18 protein-coding genes are annotated in these 25,207 nt (G+C 72.4%); 6 read left to right on the top strand and 12 right to left on the bottom strand.

What is annotated here, in order from left to right:
• Window position 1: 1 nt before the first annotated feature.
• The 8 genes from F9C41_RS36885 to F9C41_RS36850 form a co-directional block, all read right to left on the bottom strand.
• Window positions 2–505, bottom strand: coding sequence for an amino-acid N-acetyltransferase (locus F9C41_RS36885; protein WP_120316989.1), 504 nt, complete (start codon window positions 503–505; stop codon window positions 2–4).
• Window positions 498–1,016 (bottom strand): DUF501 domain-containing protein, encoded by a 519-nt coding sequence (locus F9C41_RS36880; RefSeq protein ID WP_155391474.1) that lies wholly within the window; start codon window positions 1,014–1,016, stop codon window positions 498–500. Before F9C41_RS36880 ends, F9C41_RS36885 begins: the two co-directional genes overlap by 8 nt.
• A gap of 8 nt (window positions 1,017–1,024) precedes the next feature.
• Complete coding sequence (locus F9C41_RS36875; protein WP_230690284.1) at window positions 1,025–1,552, bottom strand: FtsB family cell division protein; 528 nt, start codon at window positions 1,550–1,552, stop codon at window positions 1,025–1,027.
• A gap of 170 nt (window positions 1,553–1,722) precedes the next feature.
• Window positions 1,723–3,009 carry a phosphopyruvate hydratase gene (eno, locus tag F9C41_RS36870; RefSeq protein WP_120316992.1) on the bottom strand — a complete coding sequence of 429 codons (1,287 nt, stop codon included), beginning with the start codon at window positions 3,007–3,009 and terminating at the stop codon, window positions 1,723–1,725.
• A 99-nt stretch (window positions 3,010–3,108) separates the two neighbouring features.
• Window positions 3,109–3,804 carry a hypothetical protein gene (locus F9C41_RS36865; RefSeq protein ID WP_155391472.1) on the bottom strand — a complete coding sequence of 232 codons (696 nt, stop codon included), beginning with the start codon at window positions 3,802–3,804 and terminating at the stop codon, window positions 3,109–3,111.
• Window positions 3,805–3,893: 89 nt separating this feature from the next.
• A complete protein-coding gene (locus F9C41_RS36860; RefSeq protein WP_155391509.1) occupies window positions 3,894–5,507 on the bottom strand; it encodes a DUF885 domain-containing protein in 1,614 nt (537 codons plus the stop codon).
• Between the two features lie 144 nt (window positions 5,508–5,651).
• Entirely contained in the window at window positions 5,652–6,542 is an 891-nt protein-coding gene (locus F9C41_RS36855) for a nucleoside triphosphate pyrophosphohydrolase (protein ID WP_155391508.1), read from the bottom strand.
• Window positions 6,543–6,583: 41 nt separating this feature from the next.
• Complete coding sequence (locus F9C41_RS36850; RefSeq protein WP_155391471.1) at window positions 6,584–7,261, bottom strand: hypothetical protein; 678 nt, start codon at window positions 7,259–7,261, stop codon at window positions 6,584–6,586.
• A 126-nt stretch (window positions 7,262–7,387) separates the two neighbouring features.
• On the opposite strand from F9C41_RS36850, the gene F9C41_RS36845 reads away from it, so the two are divergent.
• Window positions 7,388–8,566 (top strand): hypothetical protein, encoded by a 1,179-nt coding sequence (locus F9C41_RS36845; protein WP_155391470.1) that lies wholly within the window; start codon window positions 7,388–7,390, stop codon window positions 8,564–8,566.
• Window positions 8,567–8,644: 78 nt separating this feature from the next.
• On the opposite strand, the gene F9C41_RS36840 is transcribed toward F9C41_RS36845, so the two are convergent.
• From F9C41_RS36840 to F9C41_RS36830, 3 genes are all read right to left on the bottom strand, one after another.
• A complete protein-coding gene (locus tag F9C41_RS36840) occupies window positions 8,645–9,121 on the bottom strand; it encodes a methylated-DNA--[protein]-cysteine S-methyltransferase (RefSeq protein WP_155391507.1) in 477 nt (158 codons plus the stop codon).
• Window positions 9,122–9,230: 109 nt separating this feature from the next.
• Window positions 9,231–12,830 carry a transcription-repair coupling factor gene (gene mfd, locus F9C41_RS36835; protein ID WP_155391469.1) on the bottom strand — a complete coding sequence of 1,200 codons (3,600 nt, stop codon included), beginning with the start codon at window positions 12,828–12,830 and terminating at the stop codon, window positions 9,231–9,233.
• A gap of 204 nt (window positions 12,831–13,034) precedes the next feature.
• Complete coding sequence (locus tag F9C41_RS36830; protein ID WP_155391468.1) at window positions 13,035–13,487, bottom strand: hypothetical protein; 453 nt, start codon at window positions 13,485–13,487, stop codon at window positions 13,035–13,037.
• 229 nt (window positions 13,488–13,716) lie between these two features.
• Between F9C41_RS36830 and F9C41_RS36825 the strand changes: the two genes are divergently transcribed.
• From F9C41_RS36825 to cysC, 3 genes are all read left to right on the top strand, one after another.
• Window positions 13,717–14,490, top strand: coding sequence for an SDR family oxidoreductase (locus F9C41_RS36825; RefSeq protein ID WP_155391467.1), 774 nt, complete (start codon window positions 13,717–13,719; stop codon window positions 14,488–14,490).
• 223 nt (window positions 14,491–14,713) lie between these two features.
• Complete coding sequence (gene ppc / locus F9C41_RS36820) at window positions 14,714–17,524, top strand: phosphoenolpyruvate carboxylase (RefSeq protein ID WP_407924773.1); 2,811 nt, start codon at window positions 14,714–14,716, stop codon at window positions 17,522–17,524.
• A gap of 200 nt (window positions 17,525–17,724) precedes the next feature.
• The gene (gene cysC / locus F9C41_RS36815; protein ID WP_230690283.1) at window positions 17,725–19,245 is read left to right on the top strand and encodes an adenylyl-sulfate kinase; all 1,521 of its coding nucleotides are present in this window, start codon (window positions 17,725–17,727) and stop codon (window positions 19,243–19,245) included.
• A gap of 49 nt (window positions 19,246–19,294) precedes the next feature.
• Here the strand turns inward: cysC and F9C41_RS41675 are convergent, their stop codons facing one another.
• Window positions 19,295–21,802 (bottom strand): CBM96 family carbohydrate-binding protein, encoded by a 2,508-nt coding sequence (locus tag F9C41_RS41675; RefSeq protein ID WP_230690282.1) that lies wholly within the window; start codon window positions 21,800–21,802, stop codon window positions 19,295–19,297.
• A gap of 257 nt (window positions 21,803–22,059) precedes the next feature.
• Between F9C41_RS41675 and F9C41_RS36805 the strand changes: the two genes are divergently transcribed.
• Both F9C41_RS36805 and F9C41_RS36800 read left to right on the top strand, forming a co-directional pair.
• On the top strand, window positions 22,060–23,769 hold the full coding sequence (locus F9C41_RS36805) for a Wzz/FepE/Etk N-terminal domain-containing protein (RefSeq protein ID WP_230690281.1): 1,710 nt from the start codon (window positions 22,060–22,062) through the stop codon (window positions 23,767–23,769).
• On the top strand, window positions 23,766–25,196 hold the full coding sequence (locus F9C41_RS36800) for an O-antigen ligase family protein (protein WP_196280104.1): 1,431 nt from the start codon (window positions 23,766–23,768) through the stop codon (window positions 25,194–25,196). The genes F9C41_RS36805 and F9C41_RS36800 overlap by 4 nt, the downstream gene beginning before the upstream one ends.
• The last annotated feature ends 11 nt before the right edge of the window (window positions 25,197–25,207 follow it).

The raw sequence follows: 25,207 nt of genomic DNA, 5'->3' as shown, positions 1-25,207 counted from the left end.
TTTACAGGTGGAGGAGCATGCGGGTGTTGCCGAGGGTGTTGGGTTTGACGCGTTCCAGGCCAAGGAATTCGGCTACGCCCTCGTCGTAGGAGCGGAGGAGCTGCTCGTAGACGGGTGGGGGGACGGGGGCGCCGTCGATTTCGGTGAAGCCGAAGGAGGCGAAGAAGCGGGTTTCGAAGGTGAGCACGAAGACGCGGCGTACGCCCAGCTCGCGGGCGTCGTCGAGGAGGGCTTCGACGATCTGGTGGCCGACGCGGCGGCCGCGCCAGGTCGCGTCCACGGCGACGGTGCGGATCTCGGCGAGGTCCTCCCACAGCACGTGCAGCGCGCCGCAGCCGACGACCACGCCGTCGTCGTCGACGGCCACCCGGAACTCGGGCACGTCCTCGTATATCGCGACGGTGGCCTTGCTGAGCAGCCGGCGCTCGCCGCTGTACGTGTCGATCAGGCGGCGGATGCCGCGCACGTCGGCGGTGCGGGCCTTGCGTACGGTCAGCTCACTCAACGCACGGCCCCGCCGTCCACCACGGCTCGACCAGCGCGATGACCTCGTCGCCGAACGGGTTGACCCCGGGACCGGCGGCCAGCGCGTGGCCCAGGTGCACGTGCAGGCACTTCACCCGGTCGGGCATGCCGCCCGCGGAGACGTTCTCGATCTCCGGCACGTGCCCGATCGCCTCGCGGCGGGTCAGGTAGTCCTCGTGCGCCTTCAGATAGGCCGCGCGGAGCTCCGGGTCGGTGCGCAGCTGCTCGTTCATCTCCTTCATCAGCCCGGCCGACTCCAGCCGGCTGCACTCCGCGGTCGCCCGAGGGCAGGTGAGGTAGAACAGCGTCGGGAAGGGGGTGCCGTCGGGCAGCCGGGGCACCGTCTCCACCACGTCGGGCTTGCCGCACGGACAGCGGTGCGCCACCGCCCGGGTGCCGCGCGTGGGCCGGCCGAGCTGGGCCCGGACCGCGGCGAGATCGGACTCGGTCGCCTCCTGCCGCGTCGGCGCGGGCACGAGGTCGCGATCCATCTGTGCTCCTAGTTCTTCTGCTCCTGCTCCGGGTCCAGACGGGTCCAGAGCTTGCCGTACCAGCTGTCGGGCTCGGCGGGCGGCGGCGGTTTCGGGGTCTGGTCCTGGTCGGTCTTGCCGTCCGGGTCCCAGATCGGCATCAGCGGGGTCTGCCCCGGGTAGACCCAGAAGAAGCGGCGGCGGACCTGAGCCTTGATGTACTCGTCGTCCTTCCACTTCTCGGCCTGCCGCTCCAGCCCCGCGATGCGCTCCTGCTGTTCCAGCTGTGACTGCCGCATCGCGTCGATCTCGGCGAGCTGGGTGAGGTAGACGCGCACCGGGTAGGCGTAGCCCAGCGCCAGCGCCGCGAGGATCACCAGCAGCGCGGTGGCCCGGCCGGTCAGGCCGTGCGGGTTCGGGGCGCTGGTGCGCTTGGCCGCTCCGGCGGCGGCGGCGCGGCGGGCGGCGGCGGGGCGGCTCAGCGAGCGGTCGCCCTCACGGGTGCGGACGGCGGCGGTGCCGCGAGCGCCGCGGGCGCCGCCCTGGGAGCGACGCACCGGCCCCTGTCCTCCAGGTTGTCGCCGCTGCATCACCCCTCCCCCCTGCGCGATGATCGAAGCCCCTTCCACGCCGTACGTGTCGGATGAAAGGAGCTTCGATCACATGCTAGGCCCTGTGACGGGACACCGTCACGGACCCGCGCAGTCGCTTGAAATCCGGCTGTTGCTTACTTTCCGGCGGTGAACCGCGGGAATGCTGCCGCACCGGCGTAGCGGGCCGCGTCGGCCAGCTCCTCCTCGATACGCAGCAGCTGGTTGTACTTGGCGACGCGGTCCGAACGGGCCGGCGCGCCGGTCTTGATCTGGCCGCAGCCCATCGCGACCGCGAGGTCGGCGATGGTGGTGTCCTCGGTCTCGCCCGAGCGGTGGCTCATCATGGTGCGGAAACCGCTGCGGTGGGCCAGCTCGACGGCGTCGAACGTCTCCGTCAGCGAACCGATCTGGTTCACCTTGACCAGCACCGCGTTGGCCGCGCTCTCGGCGATGCCGCGGGCGATGCGGGTCGGGTTGGTGACGAACAGGTCGTCGCCGACGATCTGGATCTTGCCGCCGAGCTGGGCGGTCATCGCGCTCCAGCCCGCCCAGTCATCCTCGGCCAGCGGGTCCTCGATCGACACGATCGGGTACGACTCGGCCAGCTTGGCGTAGTACGCGATCATCTCCTCGCGCGACTTCGCGACACCCTCGAAGGTGTACACGTCGTTGTCGAAGAACTCGGTCGCGGCCACGTCCAGCGCCAGCACGATGTCGCTGCCCAGGGTGTAGCCGGCAGCCTGCACGGCCTCCGCGATCAGGTCCAGCGCCGCGGCGTTGGTCGGCAGGTTCGGCGCGAAGCCGCCCTCGTCGCCCAGGCCGGTGGACAGGCCCTTCTTCTTCAGCACGCTCTTGAGCGCGTGGTAGACCTCCGCGCCGGAGCGCAGCGCCTCACGGAAGCTCGGCGCACCGATCGGCGCGATCATGAACTCCTGGATGTCCACGTTGGAGTCGGCGTGCGCTCCGCCGTTCATGATGTTCATCATCGGCACCGGCAGCAGGTGCGCGTTCGGGCCGCCGAGGTAGCGGAACAGGCTCAGCTCCGCGCTCTTGGCGGCAGCCTTCGCGATCGCGAGCGAGACGCCCAGGATCGCGTTGGCGCCCAGCACGGACTTGTCCGGGGTGCCGTCCAGCTCCAGCATCTTCTGGTCGATGAGGCGCTGCTCGCTGGCCTCGTACCCGATGAGCTGGTCGATGATCTGGTCTTCGATGTTGGCGACGGCCTTCTCGACGCCCTTGCCCAGGTAGCGGCTCTTGTCGCCGTCGCGCAGCTCCAGCGCCTCGTAGGCGCCGGTGGAGGCGCCGGAGGGCACCGCAGCGCGGGCGATGGTGCCGTCGTCGAGACCGACCTCGACCTCGACGGTCGGATTACCGCGGGAGTCGAGGATCTCCCGGGCTACGAAGCCTTCAATGGTGGCCACGTGTGCTCCCTCGTTCGTGTGCGCTCACTGGCATGGTCGTCGGCAATGACATCCCCTGGCCGGAGCGGCCGGTGCGTACAAAGGCAGCCTATCGACCCGTCACGGCGCCGGGGTCTTCGGCCGGTGGTCCACCACCCGCGCCCCCTCGGGCAGCTCGAAGACCGCCGCCGGGGGCGACCCGGAAACCCGGGTCAGCGCCTGGTCGATGACCACCCCGCCGACGACGCCCGCGAAGCTGGCCAGCACGCCCGCGGCGGTGACGCAGACGCTGAACCCGCCCGCCTCGGCATCGGACAGGCCCGACACCTCCAGGCAGGTGGCCTGCTGGCCGGCCAGGGTGACGTCGTGCGCCTCCACCTCGGCCTGCGACTGCAGCTGTGCCGCCTGCAGCAGGTCGGTGACGATCGGCGCGGTGACCAGGCCGTGCCGGGTCACCTCGCTGTAGCCGGTGAGCGCGGCCGGGCCTGGGCCGGGCAGCGGCCGGATCTGGCAGCGCGCCGGGCGCACCGCGGTCACGCAGGAGGTGTGCCCGTTCGGGTCGACCATGAGCCGCCCGCCGGGATAGGCGTACACCGCCCGCGCCGGGCCGGTCCGCTGCGAGATCTCGCCCCGGGTCCCCTCGGCCAGCAGATACTCCGCGTGATACGGCCGCTGCGAGGCGCGCTGCAGCTGCGCCGCCATGTCGCTGATCAGCCGGGTGCGACCGGGCGCGACCCCGTCGTCGGTGATGGCCTGGCAGCCGGTGAGCACGAGCAGCGCGCCCAGCAGCGGGGCGAGCACGGCGCGCCTGAACACGGGAGGCCGCTTGGCACGCGGCGTGCCGGGACGAGCCGTGTTTCGCATGGGCGACAGCCTCCCCCATCGCCCCGGTGTGGCGCAAACCCTCACAGGCCGAGCAGTGTGCGCAGGTGGCGGGGTGCGGGCGAGCCGTACGAGAGCATGCGGTCGTGCCACTCCCGCGGGGTGACCCCGGCCGGCCGCAGCCGCGCGATCTCGGCCACCTCCGCCCAGCCCACGAAGTACGTCGACAGCTGTGCCGAGGACAGCAGCGCGCGCCGCCACTTGCCGGCCGCCTCGCCCTCCTCCTGGAAGCCGCGGTCCAGCATGAGCGCCATGCCGTCGGCCTCGCTCAGGTCCTCGCAGTGCACGAGCTGGTCGAGGATGGCGTTGATGCTCGAGCGCAGCTGCATCTTCAACTGCGTCGCGCGCACCGGCAGGCCGCCGTACCCCCGCTCGACCATCGCCTGCTCGGCGTAGACGGCCCAGCCCTCGGTGAAGGTGCCCGAGCGGCCCAGCGCCCGCACCCGGGTGCTGCCCCGGTAGCGGCGGGCGTGCGCCAGCTGCAGGAAGTGCCCGGGCATGGCCTCGTGCACGGTGAGATTGCGGATGGCGTGGTCGTTGTACTCGCGGTAGAACGACTCGACCCGCGGCGCGGGCCAGCCCGCCGGGGTCGGCGCGATGCAGTAGAACGTGGGCACCACCGCCGTCTCCAGCGCGCCCGGCGGATCGCAGTAGGCCACCGCCACGCCCCGCGAGAACTCCGGCATCTCCTCGATGACCAGCGGGTCGTCGATGAGGGTGAGCAGGTCGTGCTCGCGTACGAACGCGGTGGTCTCCTCCACGGCGTGGTAGGCCAGCCCGACGATCGAGGTGTTGTCCGGGTGCTCGGCGGCGATCAGGTCCAGCGCCCGGCGCACCGTCTCGTCGTCGGCCTTGCCGCCGACCAGCTCGACGACGACCTCGCGCAGCTCCGCGGTGACCCGCTCGACGTTTTCCTGCGCCCGCTTGAGCACCTCCGCCGCGCCCAGCTCGGTGTCCAGGGTGTGCCACAGCTTGGCCTCCCAGAGCCGGCGGCCCAGCCGCGGGTCGCGGCCCTCGCCCCGCTCGGCCTGGGTGGCGCACCAGGCGGCGAAGTCGTCCAGCGCCAGCACCGCCTCCGCGGCGACCAGCTGCATCTGCTCGGCCAGCCCCGGCTCCTGCAGCAGCAGGCGCGGCAGCTCCTCGCGTACCAGCGCGGCGGTGCCGGCGAACTGGCCGGCCGCGGTCTCCAGGTGGATGCGCGGTGCGTCGCGCAGCACCGTGCGTGCCGTGGCCAGCGCGTCGGGCACCTGGAGCAGCCGGCCCGCCAGCGCGTGCAGGCGCTGCTCCACCGGCGCGAACGGCCGTGCCATCAGCGCGTGCAGCAGCGCGCCCGGGTTGTGCCGCAGCGGGTTCCACTGGTGCGAGCGCACCTCGGTCAGCTCGAACAGCTGCCGGTCGACCAGCGAGCTGAGGATGGCGTGGTCGACCCGCTCCTCGTCGTCCAGCAGGGCCGCGTCCACCTGGGACAGCGCATCGGCCGCGTCGCGCAGCATGCCGACGTCGGCGGTGGTGCCGTCGGGTGACAGGTCCGGCAGGCGGTCGTCGAAGCGGTGGTCCCCGGCCGAGGCGGCCAGCTCGGGCGACGACTCCAGCAGGGCGTCGGCGATGTGCTCCGCCAGCGGGGCGAACTCCAGCATCATCGGCTCAACGTACCCGGCGCCCTCATGATCGCTCGACTTGCCGGGCAGGTGTGCGTATCTCGACCGGCCTTTCGCCCACTTGCCGGGCAAGTCGAACGATCAAGGCGCGCGGCGGGCAGCACGTGAGCGCGGCGGGGCCGCTCAGGATTTGTCGGCGACGGAGTCGGCGTAGCGGTGCAGTTCCTCACGGAGCGCGGCCTCGGCGTCGGCGTCCTCGCCCGCCGCGGAGACCAGCGCCAGCAGGCGGCCGCCGAGGGTGTCGGACGGCACCGGCTCGGGCAGGCCGTGGCGGCGGGCCCGGACGAGCAGCTTGGCGGCCAGCGTCAGCGAGGGCAGCGACCAGGTCACCCCGTCCAGCGGGGCACGCGAGCCGCCCTTCTCCTCGGCCTTGACGCGCTCCCAGGTGGCGATGATCTCCTCGATGTCCTCGGCCGGTGTGTCCGCGAACACGTGCGGGTTGCGGCGCACCATCTTCGCCACGAAGTCCCCGGCCACGTCGTCGACGTTCCAGCGCTCGTCCTCGGGCAGCTCCTGCGCCAGCTGGGCGTGGAACAGCACCTGCAGCAGCACGTCGCCCATCTCGTCGCGCACCGCCGCGTGGTCTCCGGCGACGATCGCGTCGTAGGCCTCGTACGCCTCTTCGAGCAGGTATTTCGCCAGGGTGCGGTGGGTCTGCTCGCGCCGCCACGGGTCGCTGCTCTGCAGCCGGTCGGTGACCGCCACCGCGTCGAGCAGACGCGCGCCGGGCGGGTCCCAGGAGCCGTACATCAGCTCCAGCTCGGCCAGACCGGGTTCGCGGGCCAGCCGCAGGCCGAGCTCGCGGGCGAGGAACTCGTCCCCGCCCGGCCCGGCCAGCCACACGGCCACCGGCTGCGCGGCGTCGAGCAGGGTCGCCGCCGTCGCCGCCGGAACGACGGTGACCGCCGCGCCCGCGGCACGTAGCGCGGTGGTCTGCTCGCTCTCCGCGGGGGCCAGCACGGGATGTGCCCGCACCACGTCCCACGCGGCTGCCGTGAGCAGCCCCGCGGGCATCCGGGGCGAGGTGACGAGCAGAACGATCCGGCGGGTGGCCGTCACTGCTGGGGCTGGGGCGCGTCCGGCGTCTGAGCCGGGAACTCAGCCTCGGAGACGCCGGACTCGTACTGGCCGAACGGCGCGCTGAGCACGGCCCCGCGCTCCCCGGCGGTCAACACCGGCAGGTCCAGCGGGCGGTAGCGCGGGTTCACCGTCACGTCGGCGGCCTTGGCGGCGTCGGTCAGCACCCGGTACACCGCGATCGCGCCGGCGACCTGCGGGTCGCCCGCCAGCTGCGGCTTGACCTCCTCGAACGGCTGCTTCGGGTCGAGCACGCCGATCTCCACGCCGTTGTCGTAGACCTTGCGGAGGTCCTCGTCCGACGGCTTCATCTGGTCGAGCGGCAGCGCCTGGACGCAGGCCTGCGTCTCCTGGTTGAGCGTCGCGTACTCGCTCGGGCCGGCCGCGGCGGCGGGCAGCTTGATGCCCTTCTCCGTCGCGATCCGCTTGCACAGCGCGTTGTAGACGAGCAGCTGGACCACGTGCGTGCGGACGGCTGCCTCGTCGCCCGGCTGGGCCGTCTGCTGGGTCTCCGCCGCCTGCTTGACGAGCTGGTCGACCTTGGCCTCGGTGAACGACTGGTCGCCGACGTATGCGGCGACGCTCGGACTCGACCGGCAGGCGGTCAGGGCCAGCAGGGCGACGGCGATGCCGGCCGCGGCGGTCAGACGGCGCACGGAATCCTCCAGTGACAGGCGCTTACGCCGCCACTCTCTCATGAACGGCGACTCCGGGAGATCTCAGGGTGGATTCAGGTGTTCGAAGGACGCGTAGACCCCCTTCGACACGGCAGAATTCCGCCCGTGACGACGCAGACGCTTCCTCGTACCACCTCGGGCTGGGTGGGCCTGGCCCGCAGCGGGCCCGACGCAGCCCAGGGCCCCACGGTGGTCGCCGCCGTCTACCGGCTCTGGCTGGTCGCCTTCGCACTGAAGATGCTGGGCTCGACCTGGGACATGTCGTGGCACTTCAAGTGGCTGCGAGACGACCTGGCCCCGCCACACCTGCTGAACACCGCGGGCACGGTCATCGTGGTGGCCCTGGTGCTGTTCCAGGCATACCACAACGTGGGTGTCGACAAACTCGCGAAGCGTCTGATGGTGGGCGGCACGGCGACGTTCCTGGTCGCCATCCCGATCGACATCCTGAACCACAAGATCAACGGGCTGGACATCACCGCCTGGAGCGCCAGCCACGCCCTGCTGTACATCGGCACCGCGTTCATGCTGCTCGGCGTCGCCCGCGGCTACTGGATCTCCACCCCGCCCGGCCGCACCCGCACCGTGATCAGCGCCTTCATCTGGGGCTTCTTCCTGGAGAACGTCCTGTTCCCCAGCCAGCACCAGGAGTACGGCGTGCTCTCGCTGGAGTCGTGGCGGGCCGGCGCGCCGACCGCCGAGCCGATCCTGCTCAAGTTCGCCGCGGACCAGATCGGCCGCCCGGTCGACGACATCGCGGTGCAGGGCTTCGCGCTGCCGGTCGACGCCTGGGTCTACCCGGCCTGGATCACCGGCGCGGCCCTGCTGACCCTGGTCGCGGCTCGTGCCTTCGTCGGCGCACGCTTCACGGCCACCGCCATCGCCGCCAGCTACCTGGCATACCGCGTGGTCGTCTGGGGCCTGCTGGCCGGGACGGGCTTCCCGAAGTCCATCCCGCCGCTGCTGCTGCTGGGCGGTGCGGTCGCGATCGACCTGGTCTTCCTCGCCTTCGCGGTGTCCCGCGGTGCGAAGAACCCGATCCCGAAGCAGACCGGCCCCGAGCGCGTCCGCGCCGCGAGGGTTTCGTCCGGACTAGCCCTCGCCCTGGTCGCCGCCGTATTCGGCGCCGCGGTCGCCACCGCCGCCACCGTCGGCGCGACCTGGGCGCAGGACTTCTTCATCGGCGCCCCGCCGATCGACTACCCGGCCTTCGGCTACGGCTTCGCCGTCCTCGCCGCCGGCTGGGCCGCCATCGCCGTCGTCACCAACCGCAACCGGGCCTGACCCGCATCGCACGCCCGAAGGGGCGGCCCGGACACCGTCCGCGCCGCCCCTTCGCCGTTCCACGCCCCGCAACGCGGGTCAGGCGAGCCAGTCGTGTTCCATGCGGACGCGGGCTTCGAGTTCGAGGAGTTGGCGTTTGCGCGAGAGGCCGCCGCCGAAGCCGACGAGTTTGCCGTTCGCGCCGACCACGCGGTGGCACGGGACCACGACGGCGACCGGGTTGCGGTTGCAGGCCACGCCGACCGCACGGGCCGCGTCCGGCTCGCCGACAGCCCGCGCCACCTCGCCGTACGTGTGCGTCTCCCCGTACGGGATGCGGGACAGCTCGGCCCAGACCGCCCGCTCGAAGTCGCTGCCCCGGCGCACCGAAACGGGCATGGTGAACTCCACCAGCTCCCCCGCGAAGTAGGCGCGCAACTGCCCGGCGACGTCGTCGAGCAGCGGGTCGACGTCCTGCACGACCTCGAGCGCGCCGAACTGCAGCGCGCACAGCCCGATGTCGTCGATCGCGCAGCTCAGCGGCCCGATCGGCGTGTCCACGACGGTCCACCGCACGCTCACGCCGTCTCCTCGCTCCGCTCGTCCCTGGTTCGCTCGTCCCCGCTTCGCTCGCCGACGTCGTGAGACAACCTGAGCCCCGCGATTCGCTCACCGCGCCCGCTCATCAGCCCAGCACGCCCTTCAGCAGCTGGGCGCACCAGTCGAGCAGCGCCTGGTCGCGCAGCGGCTCGCCGCCGACCCGGCGGGTCATCGGCGTCGGCACGCTGACCTGCGAGTTCGCCGTCTTGTAGACCGAGTCGGGGTGGTAGCGCTTGAGCCGCAGCTGCTTGGAGTCGGCCAGCTCCAGCGGGCCGAACCGCACGTGCTTGCCCTGCAGCGAGATCTCGGTCAGGCCGTACGACCGGGCGGTCATCCGCAGCTTGGCGACCGCGACCAGGTTGGCCACCGGGGCTGGCGGCTCGCCGTAGCGGTCGGTCAGCTCGGCGACGACCTCCTGCAGCGCGACCTCGTCGCGGGCCGAGGCGAGCTTGCGGTAGATCTCCAGGCGCAGCCGCTCGGAGTCGATGTAGTCGTGCGGCAGGTGCGCGTCGATCGGCAGATCGATCTTGACCTCGGGCGCCTCCTCCTGCGCCGCGCCGCCGCCCTTGAACTGCGCCACCGCCTCGCCGACCATGCGTACGTACAGGTCGAAGCCGACGCCCTCGATGTGGCCGGACTGCTCGCCGCCGAGCAGGTTGCCCGCGCCACGGATCTCCAGGTCCTTCATCGCCACGTACATGCCCGCGCCCAGCTCGGTGTGCTGGGCGATGGTGGCCAGCCGCTCGTGGGCGTGCTCGGTGAGCGGCTTCTCCGGCGGGTAGAGGAAGTACGCGTACGCGCGCTCGCGGCCGCGGCCCACCCGGCCCCGGATCTGGTGCAGCTGGGCCAGGCCGAGCAGGTCGGCCCGCTCCAGGATGAGCGTGTTCGCGTTCGGGATGTCGATGCCGGACTCGATGATGGTGGTGGCGACCAGGACGTCGTACTCCTTCTCCCAGAAGCCGATCATCACCTTCTCCAGCGCGTCCTCGCCCATCTGCCCGTGCGCGGCCACGACCCGCGCCTCGGGCACCAGCTCGCGGATGCGGCGCACCGCCTTGTCGATCGTCTCGACTCGGTTGTGCAGGTAGAACACCTGCCCGTCGCGCAGCAGCTCGCGGTGGATCGCGGCGGCGACCTGCTTGTCGTCGTACGCCCCGACGTAGGTGAGCACCGGGTGGCGCTCCTCCGGCGGCGTGGTGATCTGGGACATCTCCCGGATGCCGGTGATCGACATCTCCAGGGTGCGCGGGATCGGCGTCGCGGACATGGACAGCATGTCGACGTTGGTGCGCATCTCCTTGAGGCGCTCCTTGTGCTCGACGCCGAAGCGCTGCTCCTCGTCGACGATGACCAGGCCGAGCTTGTTGAACCGGGTGCTCTTCTGGATCAGCCGGTGGGTGCCGATGATGATGTCGGCGCGGCCCTCGGCGGCCATGTTCAGCGTCTCCTCGGCCTCCTTCGCCGTCGCGAACCGCGACAGCTGCCGCAGCACCACCGGGAACTGCGCCATCCGCTCGGAGAACGTGTTGAAGTGCTGCTGGGCCAGCAGCGTGGTCGGCACCAGCACGGCGACCTGCTTGCCGTCCTGCACCGCCTTGAATGCCGCCCGCACCGCGATCTCGGTCTTGCCGTAGCCGACGTCGCCCGCGATCAGCCGGTCCATCGGGACCGGCTTCTCCATGTCGTACTTGACCTCCTCGATCGCGGACAGCTGGTCGGGCGTCTCCTGGTAGGGGAAGGCGTCCTCCAGCTCGCGCTGCCAGGGGGTGTCCGGGCCGAAGGCGTGGCCGGGCGCGGCCTGCCGGGCGGCGTAGAGCTGGATCAGCTGCGCGGCGATCTCGCGGACCGCCTTGCGGGCGCGCGCCTTGGCCTTCTGCCAGTCCGCGCCGCCCATCTTGTGCAGGGTGGGCTGCTCGCCGCCGACGTAGCGGGACAGCTGGTCGAGGGCGTCGGTGGGCACGAACAGGCGGTCGCCGGGCTGGCCGCGCTTGGTGGCGGCGTACTCGATGACCAGGTACTCCCGATCCGCGCCGTTGACCTTGCGCTGGACCAGTTCGACGTACTTGCCGATGCCGTGCGCCTCGTGCACCACGAAGTCGCCCGCGCGCAGCTCCAGCGGGTCGATGGTGTTGCGCCGCCGCGAAGGCATGCGGCCCAGCTCGCGGTTGGCCGTGCCGCGCCCGCCGGAGATCTCCGCCCCGGTCAACACGGCGAACTTCGCGGCCTCGTCGACCAGGCCCAGCCGCAGCTGTCCGCAGCTCACCACGACCTGCCCCGGCTCGGGCAGCTCCGCGATCTGCTCGGCCAGGACCGCGCCGACGCCCGCGTCGCGCAGCACCTCGACCGAGCGCTGGGCGGGGCCGTGGCCCTCGAAGATCAGCGCCACCCGCCAGCCCTCGGCCAGCCAGCCCTTCACGTCGGCGATCACCTTCGCGGTGTCCCCGTGGTACGCCGGCGGCTGGATCGCCGACCAGGTCAGCACGGCTCCGGTGTCCGGCGCGACCTGCACCTCGGGGGTGTCCAGCCACGGCTCGTCGACCGGCTTCTCGGTGGCCACCAGGCCGAACGGGGACACCGTCCACCACGGCATGTCCAGCGACGCGGCGTGCCCGCGTACCTCGGCCAGGGTCTTGAAGGTCGCGGCCCCCAGGTCGATCGGGGCCTTGACCCCGGCCACCTCGGCCGCGGCGGCCCAGCTCGCCTCCAGGAACTCCTCCGACGTGCGGAACAGGTCGTGGGCGCGGGTGCGGATGCGCTCGGGGTCGGCCAGCAGCACCAGCGAGTCGCCCGGCACGCAGTCCAGCAGCAGCTGCATCGAGTCCCGGCCCTCGTGCAGGGCCGGGGACAGCGACTCCATGCCCTCGACCGGGATGCCCTCGGCCAGCTTGGTCAGCATCTCCTCCAGGCCCGGGTGCTCGGCGGCGAGCTGGGCGGCCCGCTCCCGCACGTCCGGGGTGAGCAGCAGCTCGCGGCAGGGCGGGGCCCACAGCCGGTCGACCTTGGCGATGGTGCGCTGGTCGGCGACGGCGAAGGTGCGGATGTCCTCCACCTCGTCGCCCCAGAACTCCACCCGCGACGGGTGTTCGTCGGTCGGCGGGAAGATGTCGAGGATGCCGCCGCGCACCGCGAACTCGCCGCGCTTGGTGACGAGATCCACCCGGGCGTACGCGAGATCGTGCAGCGTGTGCGTCAGCTCGTCCAGCGGCGCGACCGTGCCCTGGCGCAGGTCGATCGGTTCCAGGTCGCCGAGGCCCTTGAGCTGGGGCTGCAACATGCTGCGCACCGGCGCGACGACCACCCGCAGCGGGCGGCCCTCGGGGTGCGCGAGCTGGCGCAGCACGGCCAGCCGCCGCCCGACGGTGTCCGAGCGCGGCGACAACCGCTCGTGCGGCAGCGTCTCCCATGCCGGGTACACCGCCACCGTGGCCGGGTCGAGGAACTCGCCGAGCGCCTCGGTCAGATCCTCGGCCTCGCGGCTGGTCGCGGTCACCACCAGCACGGGCCGCTGCCGGGCCGCGCTGGCCACCAGGAACGGGCGCGCGGAGGCGGGGGCGGTCAGATCGAGTTGGGGTTCGGTGCGGGCCAGCTCGGTGACCCGGGCCAGCGCGGGATCGGCCGACGCCGCTTGGAGGAGTCCGGTGAGGTTCACGGGTAAGCGCCTTCCCGCCCGGTAGGCACGGACCATGGCAAGCCACGGCGAAAGCCCCGCAACCAGGCAGGTACGGGGTTTCGTCGTCGAGCCTACTCCTGCCCGCCGACCGGTTTACGCCCCTGACGCGCGGCGTCCGCCGGGAACGGTCTTGCCCCGGCGGACGCGAAACCGCGCCCGTCCACGTGCGGACGGGCGCGGTTCACGGCGGCGCCGCCCGGCGCGGGCCTGGCGTGGCCGTCAGGCGCAGTACTTGTCGAGCTTCTCGCCGGCGGCGGTGACGGTCGCGGCGTCCATGACCTTGTCGGCGTCGTCCAGCTTCGCGATCTTGGCGACCTCGGCCTTGAGCGCGTCGGCGAAGCCCTTGACGTCGGCCTTGAGCTGCGGGTCCTCAGCCTTGGCCCCTTCGGCCTCGATGCCGGCCGCCCAGTCGGTGAAGATGCCCTGCATGACCTCGATCGAGGCCTTCTCGATCTCGGCCTCGGTCTTCTTGTCCTTGAGCGCCGCCGCCAGCGCGTCGGAGGTCTGCTTCTCCAGGGTCTTGCCGGAGAGCACCTCCTCCAGCGCGGTGCAGACGGTCTTGGTGTTGGCCGAGTAGTCCGGGGCCGCGGCCTCCGGCTCGGCCTCGGCGCCGCAGGCGGCGGTGGCGAGCAGCGCACCGCTCAGGAAGACGGCCGCGAGCACACGACGCATAGGGTTCCTCTTTCTCGCACGGAAAGTTCGCCCTCGAACCGTCCGCGCAGGCGGCAACCGGTCGGGGCGGGTTACGACGACGATCTTGCGGCATCGCGCTGCCGAACCGCCGCGCACCTGCTGCCGTACGCTGCCGAAACACTGCCGTACACTCCCCCACCTGTGGAAACACTCACCACCGCGAATTGTCACTTGCACCGGTTTCCGCGGTCTCATTATCGTCTGGCCGATGAGTAATGATCTTGTATATCGGCCTGTCGCTCTCGTCACCGGAGTCGGGCGGACCGCCAACATCGGTGCGGCGGTGGCCCGGCGACTGGTCGCCGACGGCTACCGCGTCATGATCACCGGTCATCCGGCGTACGACGCCGAGCAGGGTCTGTCGGGCGGCGACCCGGCCGGGCTGGCCGACGAACTGGGGCCGGACGTGCACTGGCAGCCGTTCGACCTGGCCGCGCCGGGCGGGCCGGAGGCGCTGGTCACGGCCGCCGTCGAGCGTTTCGGCGGGGTCGACACGCTGGTGTCCTGCCACACCTACTCCACGCACACGCCGCTGGGCGAGCTGGCCGCCGCCGAGATCGACCGGCACCTGACCGTGAACGTGCGCGCCAACATGCTGCTGGTGCAGGCGTACGCCGCGGCGCACGACGACGCCCGGCCGGGCCGGATCGTGCTGTTCACCTCGGGGCAGCGGCTCGGGCCGATGACCGGCGAGCTGGCGTACGCCGCCAGCAAGGCCGCGATCGAGTATCTGACCCGGGACTTCTCCGTGCTGCTGGCCGGGCGCGGCGTCACCGTGAACGCGGTCAACCCGGGCCCCAACGACACCGGCTGGGCGGACCCCGAGACCCACGCCTGGGTCCGCGACCGCTTCCCCACCAAACGCTGGGGCACCCCCGCCGACACCGCGAAACTCGTCGGCTGGCTCTGCTCCCCCGACGCCGAGTGGATCACCGGCCAGATCGTCGACTCCGCCGGCGGCTGGGGCACCCACGTCGCCTGACTCCGCCCCGCCCCGTCGGTGATCGCTCGACTTGCCAGGCACCTGGGCGAATGCGCGTTCAAGATACGCACAGGTGCCGGGCAAGTCGGGCGATCGAGAGGGTGGGGCGGAGATGATCGCGAATAATGGGATGGCCCGCGTCACACCGCCGCATAGGTCATCAGGGCAGTAGCATCCAGCGCAGGACAGCGCCGTCCTTCGTACCCACGGAAGGAACAGCGCGGTGAGCGAGCTGACCTATCACCCCGACGTCGACGGTGCCTCCGGCGACGCGGACGGGGCCGACGCCGCGCTGCGGGCGGACATCCGCCGCCTCGGCGGCCTGCTCGGCCAGACCCTGGCCCGCCAGGAGGGCCGCGGCCTGCTCGACCTGGTCGAAGAGGTGCGTGCGCTGGTACGCAGCGACGCCGACACGGCCGCCGTGAAGCTCGGCAGCCTCGACGTGTCGACCGCGACGCTGCTGGCGCGGGCCTTCTCCACCTACTTCCACCTGGCCAACATCACCGAGCAGGTGCACCGGGCCCGCGAACTGCGCCGCCGCCGCGCCGTGCACGGCGGCTGGCTGGACTCCACCGCCAAGCTGATCGCCGAGCGCAACGTGCCGGCCAGCGAGATCGCGGCGGCCGCCCGGCGGCTGGCGATCCGGCCGGTGTTCACCGCGCACCCCACCGAGGCGGCCCGCCGCTCCATCCTGACCAAGCTGCGCGGCGTCGCCGACCAGCTCGACGGCGAGTTCGCCGCGTCCGCGCTGTACGGCGAGACCGCGCTCAACGACCGCCGCCTGTCGGAGCTGCTGGACCTGCTGTGGCAGACCGACGAGCTGCGCCTGGACCGGCCGGACCCGACCGACGAGGCCCGCAACGCCGTCTACTACCTGCGCGACCTCTACGACGACGCGGCCCCGCAGGTGCTCGACGACCTCGCCGAGACGCTCAAGAGGCTGGGCGTGGACACCGCGCCGACCACCCGCCCGCTGACGTTCGGCACCTGGATCGGCGGCGACCGCGACGGCAACCCGTACGTCACCCCGACGGTCACCCGAGACGTGCTGCTGCTGCAGCACGAGCACGGCATCCGGGCGGTGGAGAACGCGCTGGAGCACCTGATCAACGAGGTGTCGGTGTCGCGCCGGCTGCGCGGGGTCTCCCTGGACCTGTCCGCCAGCCTGGCCAAGGACCTCGACGCGCTGGGCGAGGTGAACGAGCGCTTCCGCCGCGTCAACGCCGAGGAGCCGTACCGGCTCAAGGCCCGCTGCATCCGGGCGAAGCTCGCCAACACCCGCACCCGGCTGGCGCAGGGCACCGAGCACGTGCCCGGCCGCGACTACCGCGGCACCCGCGACCTGGTCGCCGACCTGGAGCTGATGCGGGCCTCGCTGGCCCGCAACGCCGGTCAGCTCACCGCGGTGGGCCGGCTCGCCTCGGTGATCCGCACGGTCAGCGCGTTCGGCCTGCACCTGGCGACGATGGACGTGCGCGAGCACGCCGACGCGCACCACGCGGTGCTGGCGCAGCTCTACACCCAGGTCGGCGAGGTCACCAACTACGCCTCGCTGAGCCGGGCGGAGCGCATCGCGCTGCTGGCCAAGGAGCTGACCGGGCGGCGGCCGCTGTCGAGCGCGGACAGCCCGCTGACCGACTCGGCCCGCAAGACCTACGACGTGTTCGGCACCATCCGCGCCGCGCAGGAGCGCTTCGGCGAGGACGTCGTCGAGTCGTACATCGTCTCGATGACGCGCGGGGTGGACGACGTGCTGGCCGCGGCCGTGCTCGCGCGCGAGGCCGGGCTGGTCGACCCGCACGCGCCCCGTGCCTCGATCGGCTTCGTGCCGCTGCTGGAGACGGTCGCCGAGCTGCGGGCCGGCGGGCAGATCCTGGACGAGCTGCTGAGCCTGGCGCCGTACCGGGCGCTGGTGCGGGCGCGGGGCGACGTGCAGGAGGTGATGCTGGGCTACTCCGACTCCAACAAGGAGGCGGGCATCACCACCAGCCAGTGGGCCATCCACAAGGCGCAGCGCTCGCTGCGCGACGTCGCCGCCAAGCACGGTGTGCGGCTGCGGCTGTTCCACGGCCGGGGCGGCACGGTCGGCCGCGGCGGCGGCCCCACCCACGAGGCGATCCTGGCCCAGCCGTACGGCACGCTCGACGGCGCTATCAAGGTCACCGAGCAGGGTGAGGTCATCTCCGACAAGTACACGCTGCCCGCGCTGGCCCGGGAGAACCTGGAGCTGACGGTGGCCGCGGTGCTGCAGGCGACGCTGCTGCACACCACCCCGCGCCAGCCCGACGAGGCGCTCGCCAAGTGGGACAGCTCGATGACGGTCGTCTCCGACGCGGCCTTCGTGAAGTACCGCGAGCTGGTGGAGAACCCGCAGCTGCCGGAGTACTTCTGGGCGGCGACGCCGACCGAGCTGCTGGGCGCGCTGAACATCGGCTCCCGCCCGGCCAAGCGGCCCGACTCCGGCGCGGGCCTGGGCGGCCTGCGCGCCATCCCCTGGGTGTTCGGCTGGACCCAGTCCCGCCAGATCGTGCCGGGCTGGTTCGGCGTCGGCACCGGCCTGCGTGCCGCCCGCGAGGCGGGCCTGGGCGACGACCTGCGGGAGATGTTCGAGCGCTGGCACTTCTTCGGGACGTTCCTGTCCAACGTGGAGATGATGCTGGCCAAGACCGATCTCACCATCGCCCGCGGCTACGTGCAGTCGCTGGTGCCCGAGCCGCTGCTGCCCATCTTCGACAGCATCGAGGACGAGTACGAGCGCAGCGTGGCCGAGGTGCTCGCGATCACGGGCGAGTCCGCGCTGCTGGAGTCGCAGCCGGTGCTGCACCGTACGCTCGGGGTGCGCGACTCCTACCTGGAGCCGCTGCACCACCTGCAGGTGGCACTGCTGCGGCAGTACCGCGACGCCGGGCTGGCCGGCCGGGCGGGGGTCACCGCGCCGGGCAGCCGCCGCGCGCCCACCACCGACCCGACTCTCGAGCGGGCATTGCTCACGACCGTCAACGGCATCGCGGCCGGGATGCGCAACACGGGCTGACCGGACCGAATGTTTCGGCGAAGTTGCGCCTACCGGACATATTGGTGGGCGTTACTTCGCCGAAACCGCGGCACGATCTCATCATGGGCATGATGCACTCGACCGCGGTGCGCGCTGCTGCCACACTTGTCACCTGTCGGTCATGGGCGACAGCGGAGCGTCGCGATTGCGGTGCCGGCTCGGGGGAGGCAGGAGCAGACGTGAGCGAGCGGAGCGAACGGGTGATCGGCGACGAGGCGCTGCGTGGTGCCCCCACGTGGACCCCCAACCCGACCGAGCTGTCCGACCTCGAATTGCTGCTGGCCGGGGCATACGCGCCGCTCGGCGGTTTCCTGGGCCGGGACGACCTCCGGTCGGTGGCCGCGACCTCCCGGCTCGTCGACGGTCGCCCCTGGCCGCTGCAGGTGAAGCTGGAGGTGCCGGCCGGGATGCTGGACGGCATCGACGTCGCCGAGGCGCCGCCGCTGGTGCTGACCGACGCCGAAGGTGCGCCCGTCGCGCGGCTCGACGTCGCCGAGGTGTGGCCGACGCGTGAGGGCTGGTGCGGCGTCGCCGGCCCGGTCACCGCGTACGGCGACGGCGGGCGGGCCCCGTTCGACCGGCTGCGGGTGCCCACCCAGCACGTCCGGGAACAGCTCACCGCGCAGCGGGTGCTCGGCTACTTCGCCGACCGGCCGCTGCACCGCCCGCAGCTCGCCCAGCTCAACCACGCCGCCCGCCAGCTCAACGCGCAGCTCGTGGTGCTGGTGCCGGTCGGCCACCCCGGCCCCGATGGCCTGACCTCGGAGTCGCTGGTCCGCTGCGTGCTCGCCGCGCGCGACCGGATGAACGAGCCCGTGATCGTGGCCATCCCGCTGACCAGCCGCGGCGACGAGGTCACCGACACCCTGGTCCGGGCCCGGGTCGCCGCCGCGTACGGCGTCACCCACCTGCTCGGGACCGCGGCCACGATGTCCGGCGGCGGGCCGCGCGTGCTGATCCCGCGCGAGCTCGTCTACGACAGCCGCGACGGCCAGTGGCGCGACCGCGACGAGGTCCCCGAGCGGTTCGAGCGCATCGCGCTCACCGACGAGGAGATCGCCGGGCTGCTCGACGACGGCCTGCCGCTGCCCGAGTGGCACACCCCGCCCGCGGTGGCCCGCGAGCTGTCCAAGGCTCGCCCGCCCCGCCGCCAGCGCGGCGTGGTGCTGTTCTTCACCGGGTTCAGCGGCTCCGGCAAGTCCACGGTGGCCAGCGGCGTGGCCGACGCGCTGCTGGAGACCGGCGAGCGCAGCCTGACCGTGCTCGACGGCGACGTGGTGCGCCGCGAGCTGAGCGCCGGGCTCGGGTTCAGCAAGGCCGACCGCGACCTCAACATCCGCCGCATCGGCTGGGTCGCCGCGGAGACGGCCCGCCACGGCGGCATGGCCATCTGCTGCCCGATCGCGCCGTACGCCAGCGCCCGCGCCAACGCCCGCGCCATGGCCACCGCCGCCGGCGCCGACTTCGTGCTGGTGCACGTGGCCACCCCGATCGAGGTCTGCGAGCAGCGCGACCGCAAGGGCCTCTACGCCCGCGCCCGCGCCGGCCAGATCACCGGGATGACCGGCGTCGACGACCCGTACGAGGTGCCCACCGACGCCGAGCTGGTGCTCGACACCTCGGAGGGCTCCATCGACGACGCCGTCGACACCGTGCTGGTGTTCCTGGGCGAAGAGGGCTGGATCAACCCCCGCAGCTGACAGCGCGACGGCCCGCCAGCGGGGCGGGCCGTCGCGATCCGTGCTCTGCTCAGTAGGCCGGGCCGGTCACGATGTCGAAGGCCGGGTGCCGGCTGAACTGCTGGAACGAGGACAGCCCGGTCGTGGTCATGTCGATCATCGAGCTGCGGCCCTCCTCGGCGGCCGGTGACTCGAAGTAGACCAGCGCCTTCAACCGCGGGAACAGCTCCAGCTGCAGCCGGGCCGAGTCGAAGAACCTCGCCTGGTGCTGCGGGTTGGACCGGGAGTGCCACACCCCCCACTCGCCGAGCATCAGCGGCTTGTCCGGGAAGGACGTCGCGGCCCAGTTGTAGAAGCCCGGCCAGTCCTTGCGGCTGCCCGACTTGCGGTTCATCATCTCCGCGAAGTCGCCGTAGCCGTAGCCCGGGTCGCTGTAGGCGTAGGTGTCCCAGGCCACCCAGTCCACCACGTCGTCGCCGGGGTACAGGTCCTCGAACCAGTTCTTGACGTTCCACGGCACGAAGGCCATGTAACACATCACCGAGACCAGGTTGCTCACCCCGCGGGCGCGCAGCCCCGTGACGACGTGCCGGAAGGCCGCGGCGTAGTCCTGCGCGGTCATCCCGGAGCCCGGCCGCGGGTTGACGTCGTTCTCCGGCTCGTGGTTCATCGTGAAGAAGAACTGGTCCTGCAGCGAGCCGCGGATGTGCAACGCCAGCCGGTCCAGGTAGGCCTCGGTGCGACCGTCGCCGCGGGCGATGCCGGCCCAGCTGACGCCCTGCGGCTTCCAGTTGAGGAACAGCACCCGCTTGTGCAGCGGGTCCCTGACGAGGGACAGCTCGTCCGCCGTGGGGAACAGCGAGGTGCCGCGGTGGTACGCGTGGTAGACGACCTGCTGGCGGTTGGTGCGCCGCTCGAACTCGTGCAGCGCCTGAATGCGGTTCTGCGAGGTGTGCGCCCCCGGCGCGACGCCCCAGAGCGCCCCGCAGGTCGGCACCAGCGCCTGCCCGATGACGCAGTCCACCGGCAGGTTCGGGTCGGTCGACGGCGAGGGCGAGGTCGGCGGCACGGTCGGACCCGCGCTCGGGTCGGTCGACGGCGGCGCGCTCGGGTCGGTCGCGGGCGGCGCGCTCGGGTCCGTGGTCGGCGGCAGGCTCGGGTCCGTGACGGGCGGCGCGCTCGGGTCCGTGGTCGGCGGCAGGCTCGGGTCCGTGACGGGCGGCTGGCCCGGGTCGGTCGTGGGCGGCGTGCTCGGGTCGGTGACCGGCGGCAGGCTCGGGTCGATCACCGGCGGCAGGCCCGGGTCGGTCGCCGGCGGCTCGGTCGGCTCGCTGACCGGCGGGACGCCGGGACTCGGCTCGGGGCCCGGCTGGGTGCCGGGATCGGGCTGGCCGGGACCGGGGTCGGGGCCGGGAGCAGGACCGGGCTCGGTGCCGGGGTCAGGGCTCGGCGGGCTGCCGGGACCGGGGTCCGCGCTCGGCTCGGAGCCCGGTTCGGGACCGGTGCCCGGCTCGGTGCCGGGCCCGGGTTCCGGGCTCGGCTCGCCGGGCGGCGTGCCCGGGTCGGGGCTGGGCTCGGTGGCCGGGTCCGGGTCGGGACTCGGCTCGGTGGCCGGGTCCGGGCTGGGCTGCTGGCCGGGTTCGGTGCTCGGGCCCGGTTCGGCACCGGGCTCGGGGCCGGGTTCGGTCGACGGGCTCGGGTCACCGGGCAGGCCGGGGTCCACCGGCGCGTCGCTCGGGTCCGGCAGGCTCGGCTCGGGGTCGGGTTCGTAGACCGGGTCGGTCGCGTAGGTTCCCGTCGGCACGGGGCTCGGGTCGGTCACCGGGTCGGCCGCAGTCGACGGCGCGGGCGCGGTGGACGGCATGGGCGTCGCGCTCGGGTCGAACGTCGTGCCTGGCCACGGGGTGACGGTGGGCTCCGGCTCAGGCGTCCCGGACGGGCTCGGCGCGATCGTGGGCCGGTCGACCGGCGGCGGCAGGGTCGGCGAGGCCGGCTCGTTCCATTCGAAGGTGATGGTCGGCGGGCCGGTGGTGGTGCTCTCGAGGCCCGCTTCGCCGGCCACGAACTGGGCGGCTTCGGTGCCACTCGGCGCCGTGATCGCGAAGGCGTACCGGCCGGAGCGGCGGACGACGCGGGTGACGTCGAAGGCGACCGCGCGGTCGAAGCGGCCCGGCGCGACGCTGGACACCACGTTGCCCAGCCGGGGCGCGGTGGCGGCGGTGAGGGTGCCCTCCCGCCAGCGGGTGTCCGGGACGCTGGTCAGCTCGACCAGCCGCGGCAGCGGACCGCTGTGCCGGCCGAGCCACAGCCAGACCTTCTTCGGCTGGCGGCCGGTCGGCAGCTTGACGTCGAACTTGAGGTAGCTGACCGCGGCGCCGCCGCCCACCCCGCCCGCGGTGAGGGTGAGCCGGCTTCCCGCGGTGACGCCGGGTTCGGTGCTCATCGTGTACGAGTCCTCGGACACGGTGACCCGCGTCGGTGGCGCGGACAGCCGCCCAGCCACCAGACCCAGCAGCACGGCCGAGGCCAGCGTGGACATGGTGACGGTGACCGCGATGCCGAAACGCGTCCTGTTCATCAGGTCGCCCCTTCCCCCGAAAGTAGGCACTCAGATTTCTGTCCGATTCTGCGTACCCTCAAGGGCATCATAACCGTTGTGTCTTGTTTGCGAGCTTTTCGCCAAAGAACGCGCTTACTGACGCTTACTTCCTTCCAGGGCCTCTCACCTGCATCAACAGTAGTTCGTGGTGTATCGGCCGATATGCCTAGTTACGTCGTTACCGCCGGACCGTTGACCTCACCGGACGCAACAACGCCGGAGAAGGGCCACACGCCGTGGACGCGACATACGCCGGGCCACCCCCCTCGTCGTACGACATGAGCGACTACCTGGGTTTGATCGCCCGTCACTGGTGGATCGCCGTCCTGCTGACACTGGCAGGCACCGCCGCGGGCGCGGCGTACAACGAATCGCTGCCGCGCGAGTACGTCTCCACGGCGTCGGTGCTGGTACGGCCGGCGGGCCTCGACGCCAACGTCTCAGGCGGCCGCACCCGCGACGAGATCAACCTGGACACCGAGGCGCAGCTCATGCGCTCCACCGCCGTCGTCGCCGGGGCCGCCAAGGTGCTCCAGCGCGAGGACGTCGACGTGCTCGCGGGGGCGGTCTCGGTCGAGGTGCCGCCGAACACCGCCGTGCTCCAGATCAACTACGCGGCGTCGGAGCCAGCGCAGGCGCAGGCCGGGGCCAAGGCGTTCGCGCAGTCCTACCTGGCCAACCGCGAGGGCAACGCCAAAGCGGAGCTGGAGCGGCAGGCAGCCGCGCTGCGGGACAAGATCAAGGACCTCACCGAGGACCTCACGAAGATCAACGGCAAGCTCTCCGGCGCGAACCCGAAGAGCTCGAACTACGCCACCCTGGACAGCCAGCGCGACACCACGGTGACCCAGATCAACCAGCTCAACAACAAGGTGAACCAGCTGGCCACCGAGACCGTCAGCGCCGGCACCGTGATCCGCGAGGCCCGCGTGCCGAGCCGACCGGTGAAGCCGACGGCGGCGGTCAACTACGCCGCGGGCGCGCTGCTCGGCCTGCTGGCCGGGCTCGGCGTGGCGGCCCTGCGCGAGCGCCTGGACCGCCGCGTGCGGGCCGGCCGAGACCTGGTCCGCAGCGGCGTGGCGGTGCTCGGCGCGGTGCCCGGCAAGGGCGCCGGCTGCACCGAGATCTTCACCCCGTTCAGCCCCGGCGGGCGCGCCTTCAACCGGCTGCGCAACGAGGTCGTCGCGGCGTTCCGCCCCGGCGAGCAGGTCGTCGTGGTCACCGGCGCGAGCCGCGGCCCGGCGGCGACCCTGGTCGCCGCCAACCTCGCCGCGGCGCTGTCGCGCACCGGCGCGGAGGTCGTGCTCATCGGCGCGCAGCTGCCCGACTCGCTGACCGAAGCAGCGCCGCTGGCCCGGCTCGTCGGCGTCGCGCCGACCCCGGGACTGTCCGAGGTGCTGGCCGGCCGGGTCAGCCTCGCCGAATCGACGCAGCGCGCCGCGCGTACGCCCTCGCTGCACGTCATCACCACCGGCGGCACCGCCACCGCGGCAGGCATGCTGCAGTCGCACGCGCTTCGCGACATCATCACCACGCTGCGCGCCCACGCCGACTACCTGGTGGTCGAGGCCCCCTCCACCTCCGCCAGCGCCGACGCGCAGAGCCTGGCCAGCCTCGCCGATGCCGCGATCCTCGCGGTGGAGACCCGGCGCACCAGCCGCCCCGAGGTCGCCGACGCCGCCGAGCAGCTGCGCCGGGTCGGCACTCCCCTGCTGGGCGGCGTGATGATGCCGCGCCTGCCGCACCGGGCCCGCCGCACCACGTCCAGCACCGACGGCGAGACCGCGCCCGTCGAGCCGGCCGGCCGGCCGCTGCTCGGCGACGACGCGGAGCCGGTCGACGCGGTCGCGAACGGACACAAGCCGCACGCCGACGAGCAGACCATCATGCTGGCCCCGCTGGACGCCTCGGCCCTGACCGAGCTGGACGAGGCCCACCGGCAATGAGCCTCGCCTTACGGGCCGGCGTTTCGGGCGGCGTCGCCGCGCCGGCCACCGCGACGGCCCGCCCCCGGCTGCTGTTCGGGCCCGCCTGGCCGCTGACCTCGCTGCTGGCGCTCTACCCGCTGTGGTGGGCGCTCGGCCTCGGGGTGCTGATCTTCCCGCTGATGGCGGTGCCGATGGCGTGGCAGCTCTACCGCCGGCACGCGCAGGGCCTGCCGGTCCGGCTGCCGCCCGCGTTCTGGATCTGGCTGGCCTTCTGCACGGTCACCGTGGTCGGCTTCGGCGTGCTCGACGTCGACCCGGCGGGCACGATCACCGCGACCTTCGCGGAGCGGATCACCGCGCCCGTCTACAAGCTGGTCCAGCATCTGGCGCTGACGGTGCTGCTGGTGTACGCGGGCAACCTGTCCGTGACGGCGCTGCCGCAGCGGCGGCTGGTGAACCTGCTCGCGTGGATGTTCGCGGTCACCGTGGCCGGTGGCCTGCTGGGGACGTTCGCCGGGCACTTCGAGTTCACCTCGCCGGTGGAGCTGCTGCTGCCTGACGGGGTCCGCGGCAAGGGCTTCGTGAAGTCGCTGGTCCACCCGTACGCCGCGCAGATCATGGATCTGGTCGGCGACCCGCTGCCCCGCCCGGCCGCGCCGTGGGGCTACACCAACACCTGGGGAAACAACTTCTGCCTGCTCGTGGTGTGGTTCGTGGCGGCCGTCTTCGCCTACCCGAGCCGGCCGCGCACCCGGGTGCTGGCCGTCGGACTGCTCGCCGTCTCGGTCGTGCCGGTGGTGCACTCGCTGAACCGGGGGCTGTGGATCGGCCTGGGCGCGACGGCGGTCTTCATCGCGGTGCGCCAGGCCCTCGCGGGGCGGCTGCGGGCGCTGGTCGCCCTGGGCGTGGTGCTGGCCGGGCTGGCCGTCGCGCTGGCCACCACCCCGCTCGGCGGGGTGATCGAGCGCCGCCTGGACAACGGCAAGTCCAACGGGGTGCGCATGTTCCTCACCGAGCGGGCCGTGTCGGGCGTCGTCGAGTCGCCGGTGCTCGGCTTCGGCTCGACCCGCAGCACCCAGGGCGGGCGGCAGTCGATCGCGGTCGGCGAGTCGGCGGCCTGCGAGCGCTGCGGCAACTTCACCGTCGGCGGCAACGGCCAGCTGTGGCAGCTGCTGTACGCGCACGGCCTGGCCGGCACGCTGACCTACTTCGCCTTCTTCGGGTACGCACTGTGGCGCTTCCGCCGCGACCGCTCCGCGATCGGACTGGCCGCGTCAGCCGCGATCGCGGGCTCGTTCATCGCCGCGCTCTGGTACAACTCGCTCGTCACGCCCCTGGCCTTCACCTTCCTCGGATATGTGGTGCTGTGGCGCAACTCCCGCTTCCAGATCGCGTCCAGCTCCGTTGAGTCCGTGGGACATAACGGACACCAGCGGAGGAACTGACGTGCGAAGCA

Origin of the sequence: Catellatospora paridis, from assembly GCF_009720365.1 — a bacterium.
Lineage (GTDB): Bacteria > Actinomycetota > Actinomycetes > Mycobacteriales > Micromonosporaceae > Catellatospora > Catellatospora paridis.
This window is presented reverse-complemented; position numbering and strand designations above follow the sequence as displayed.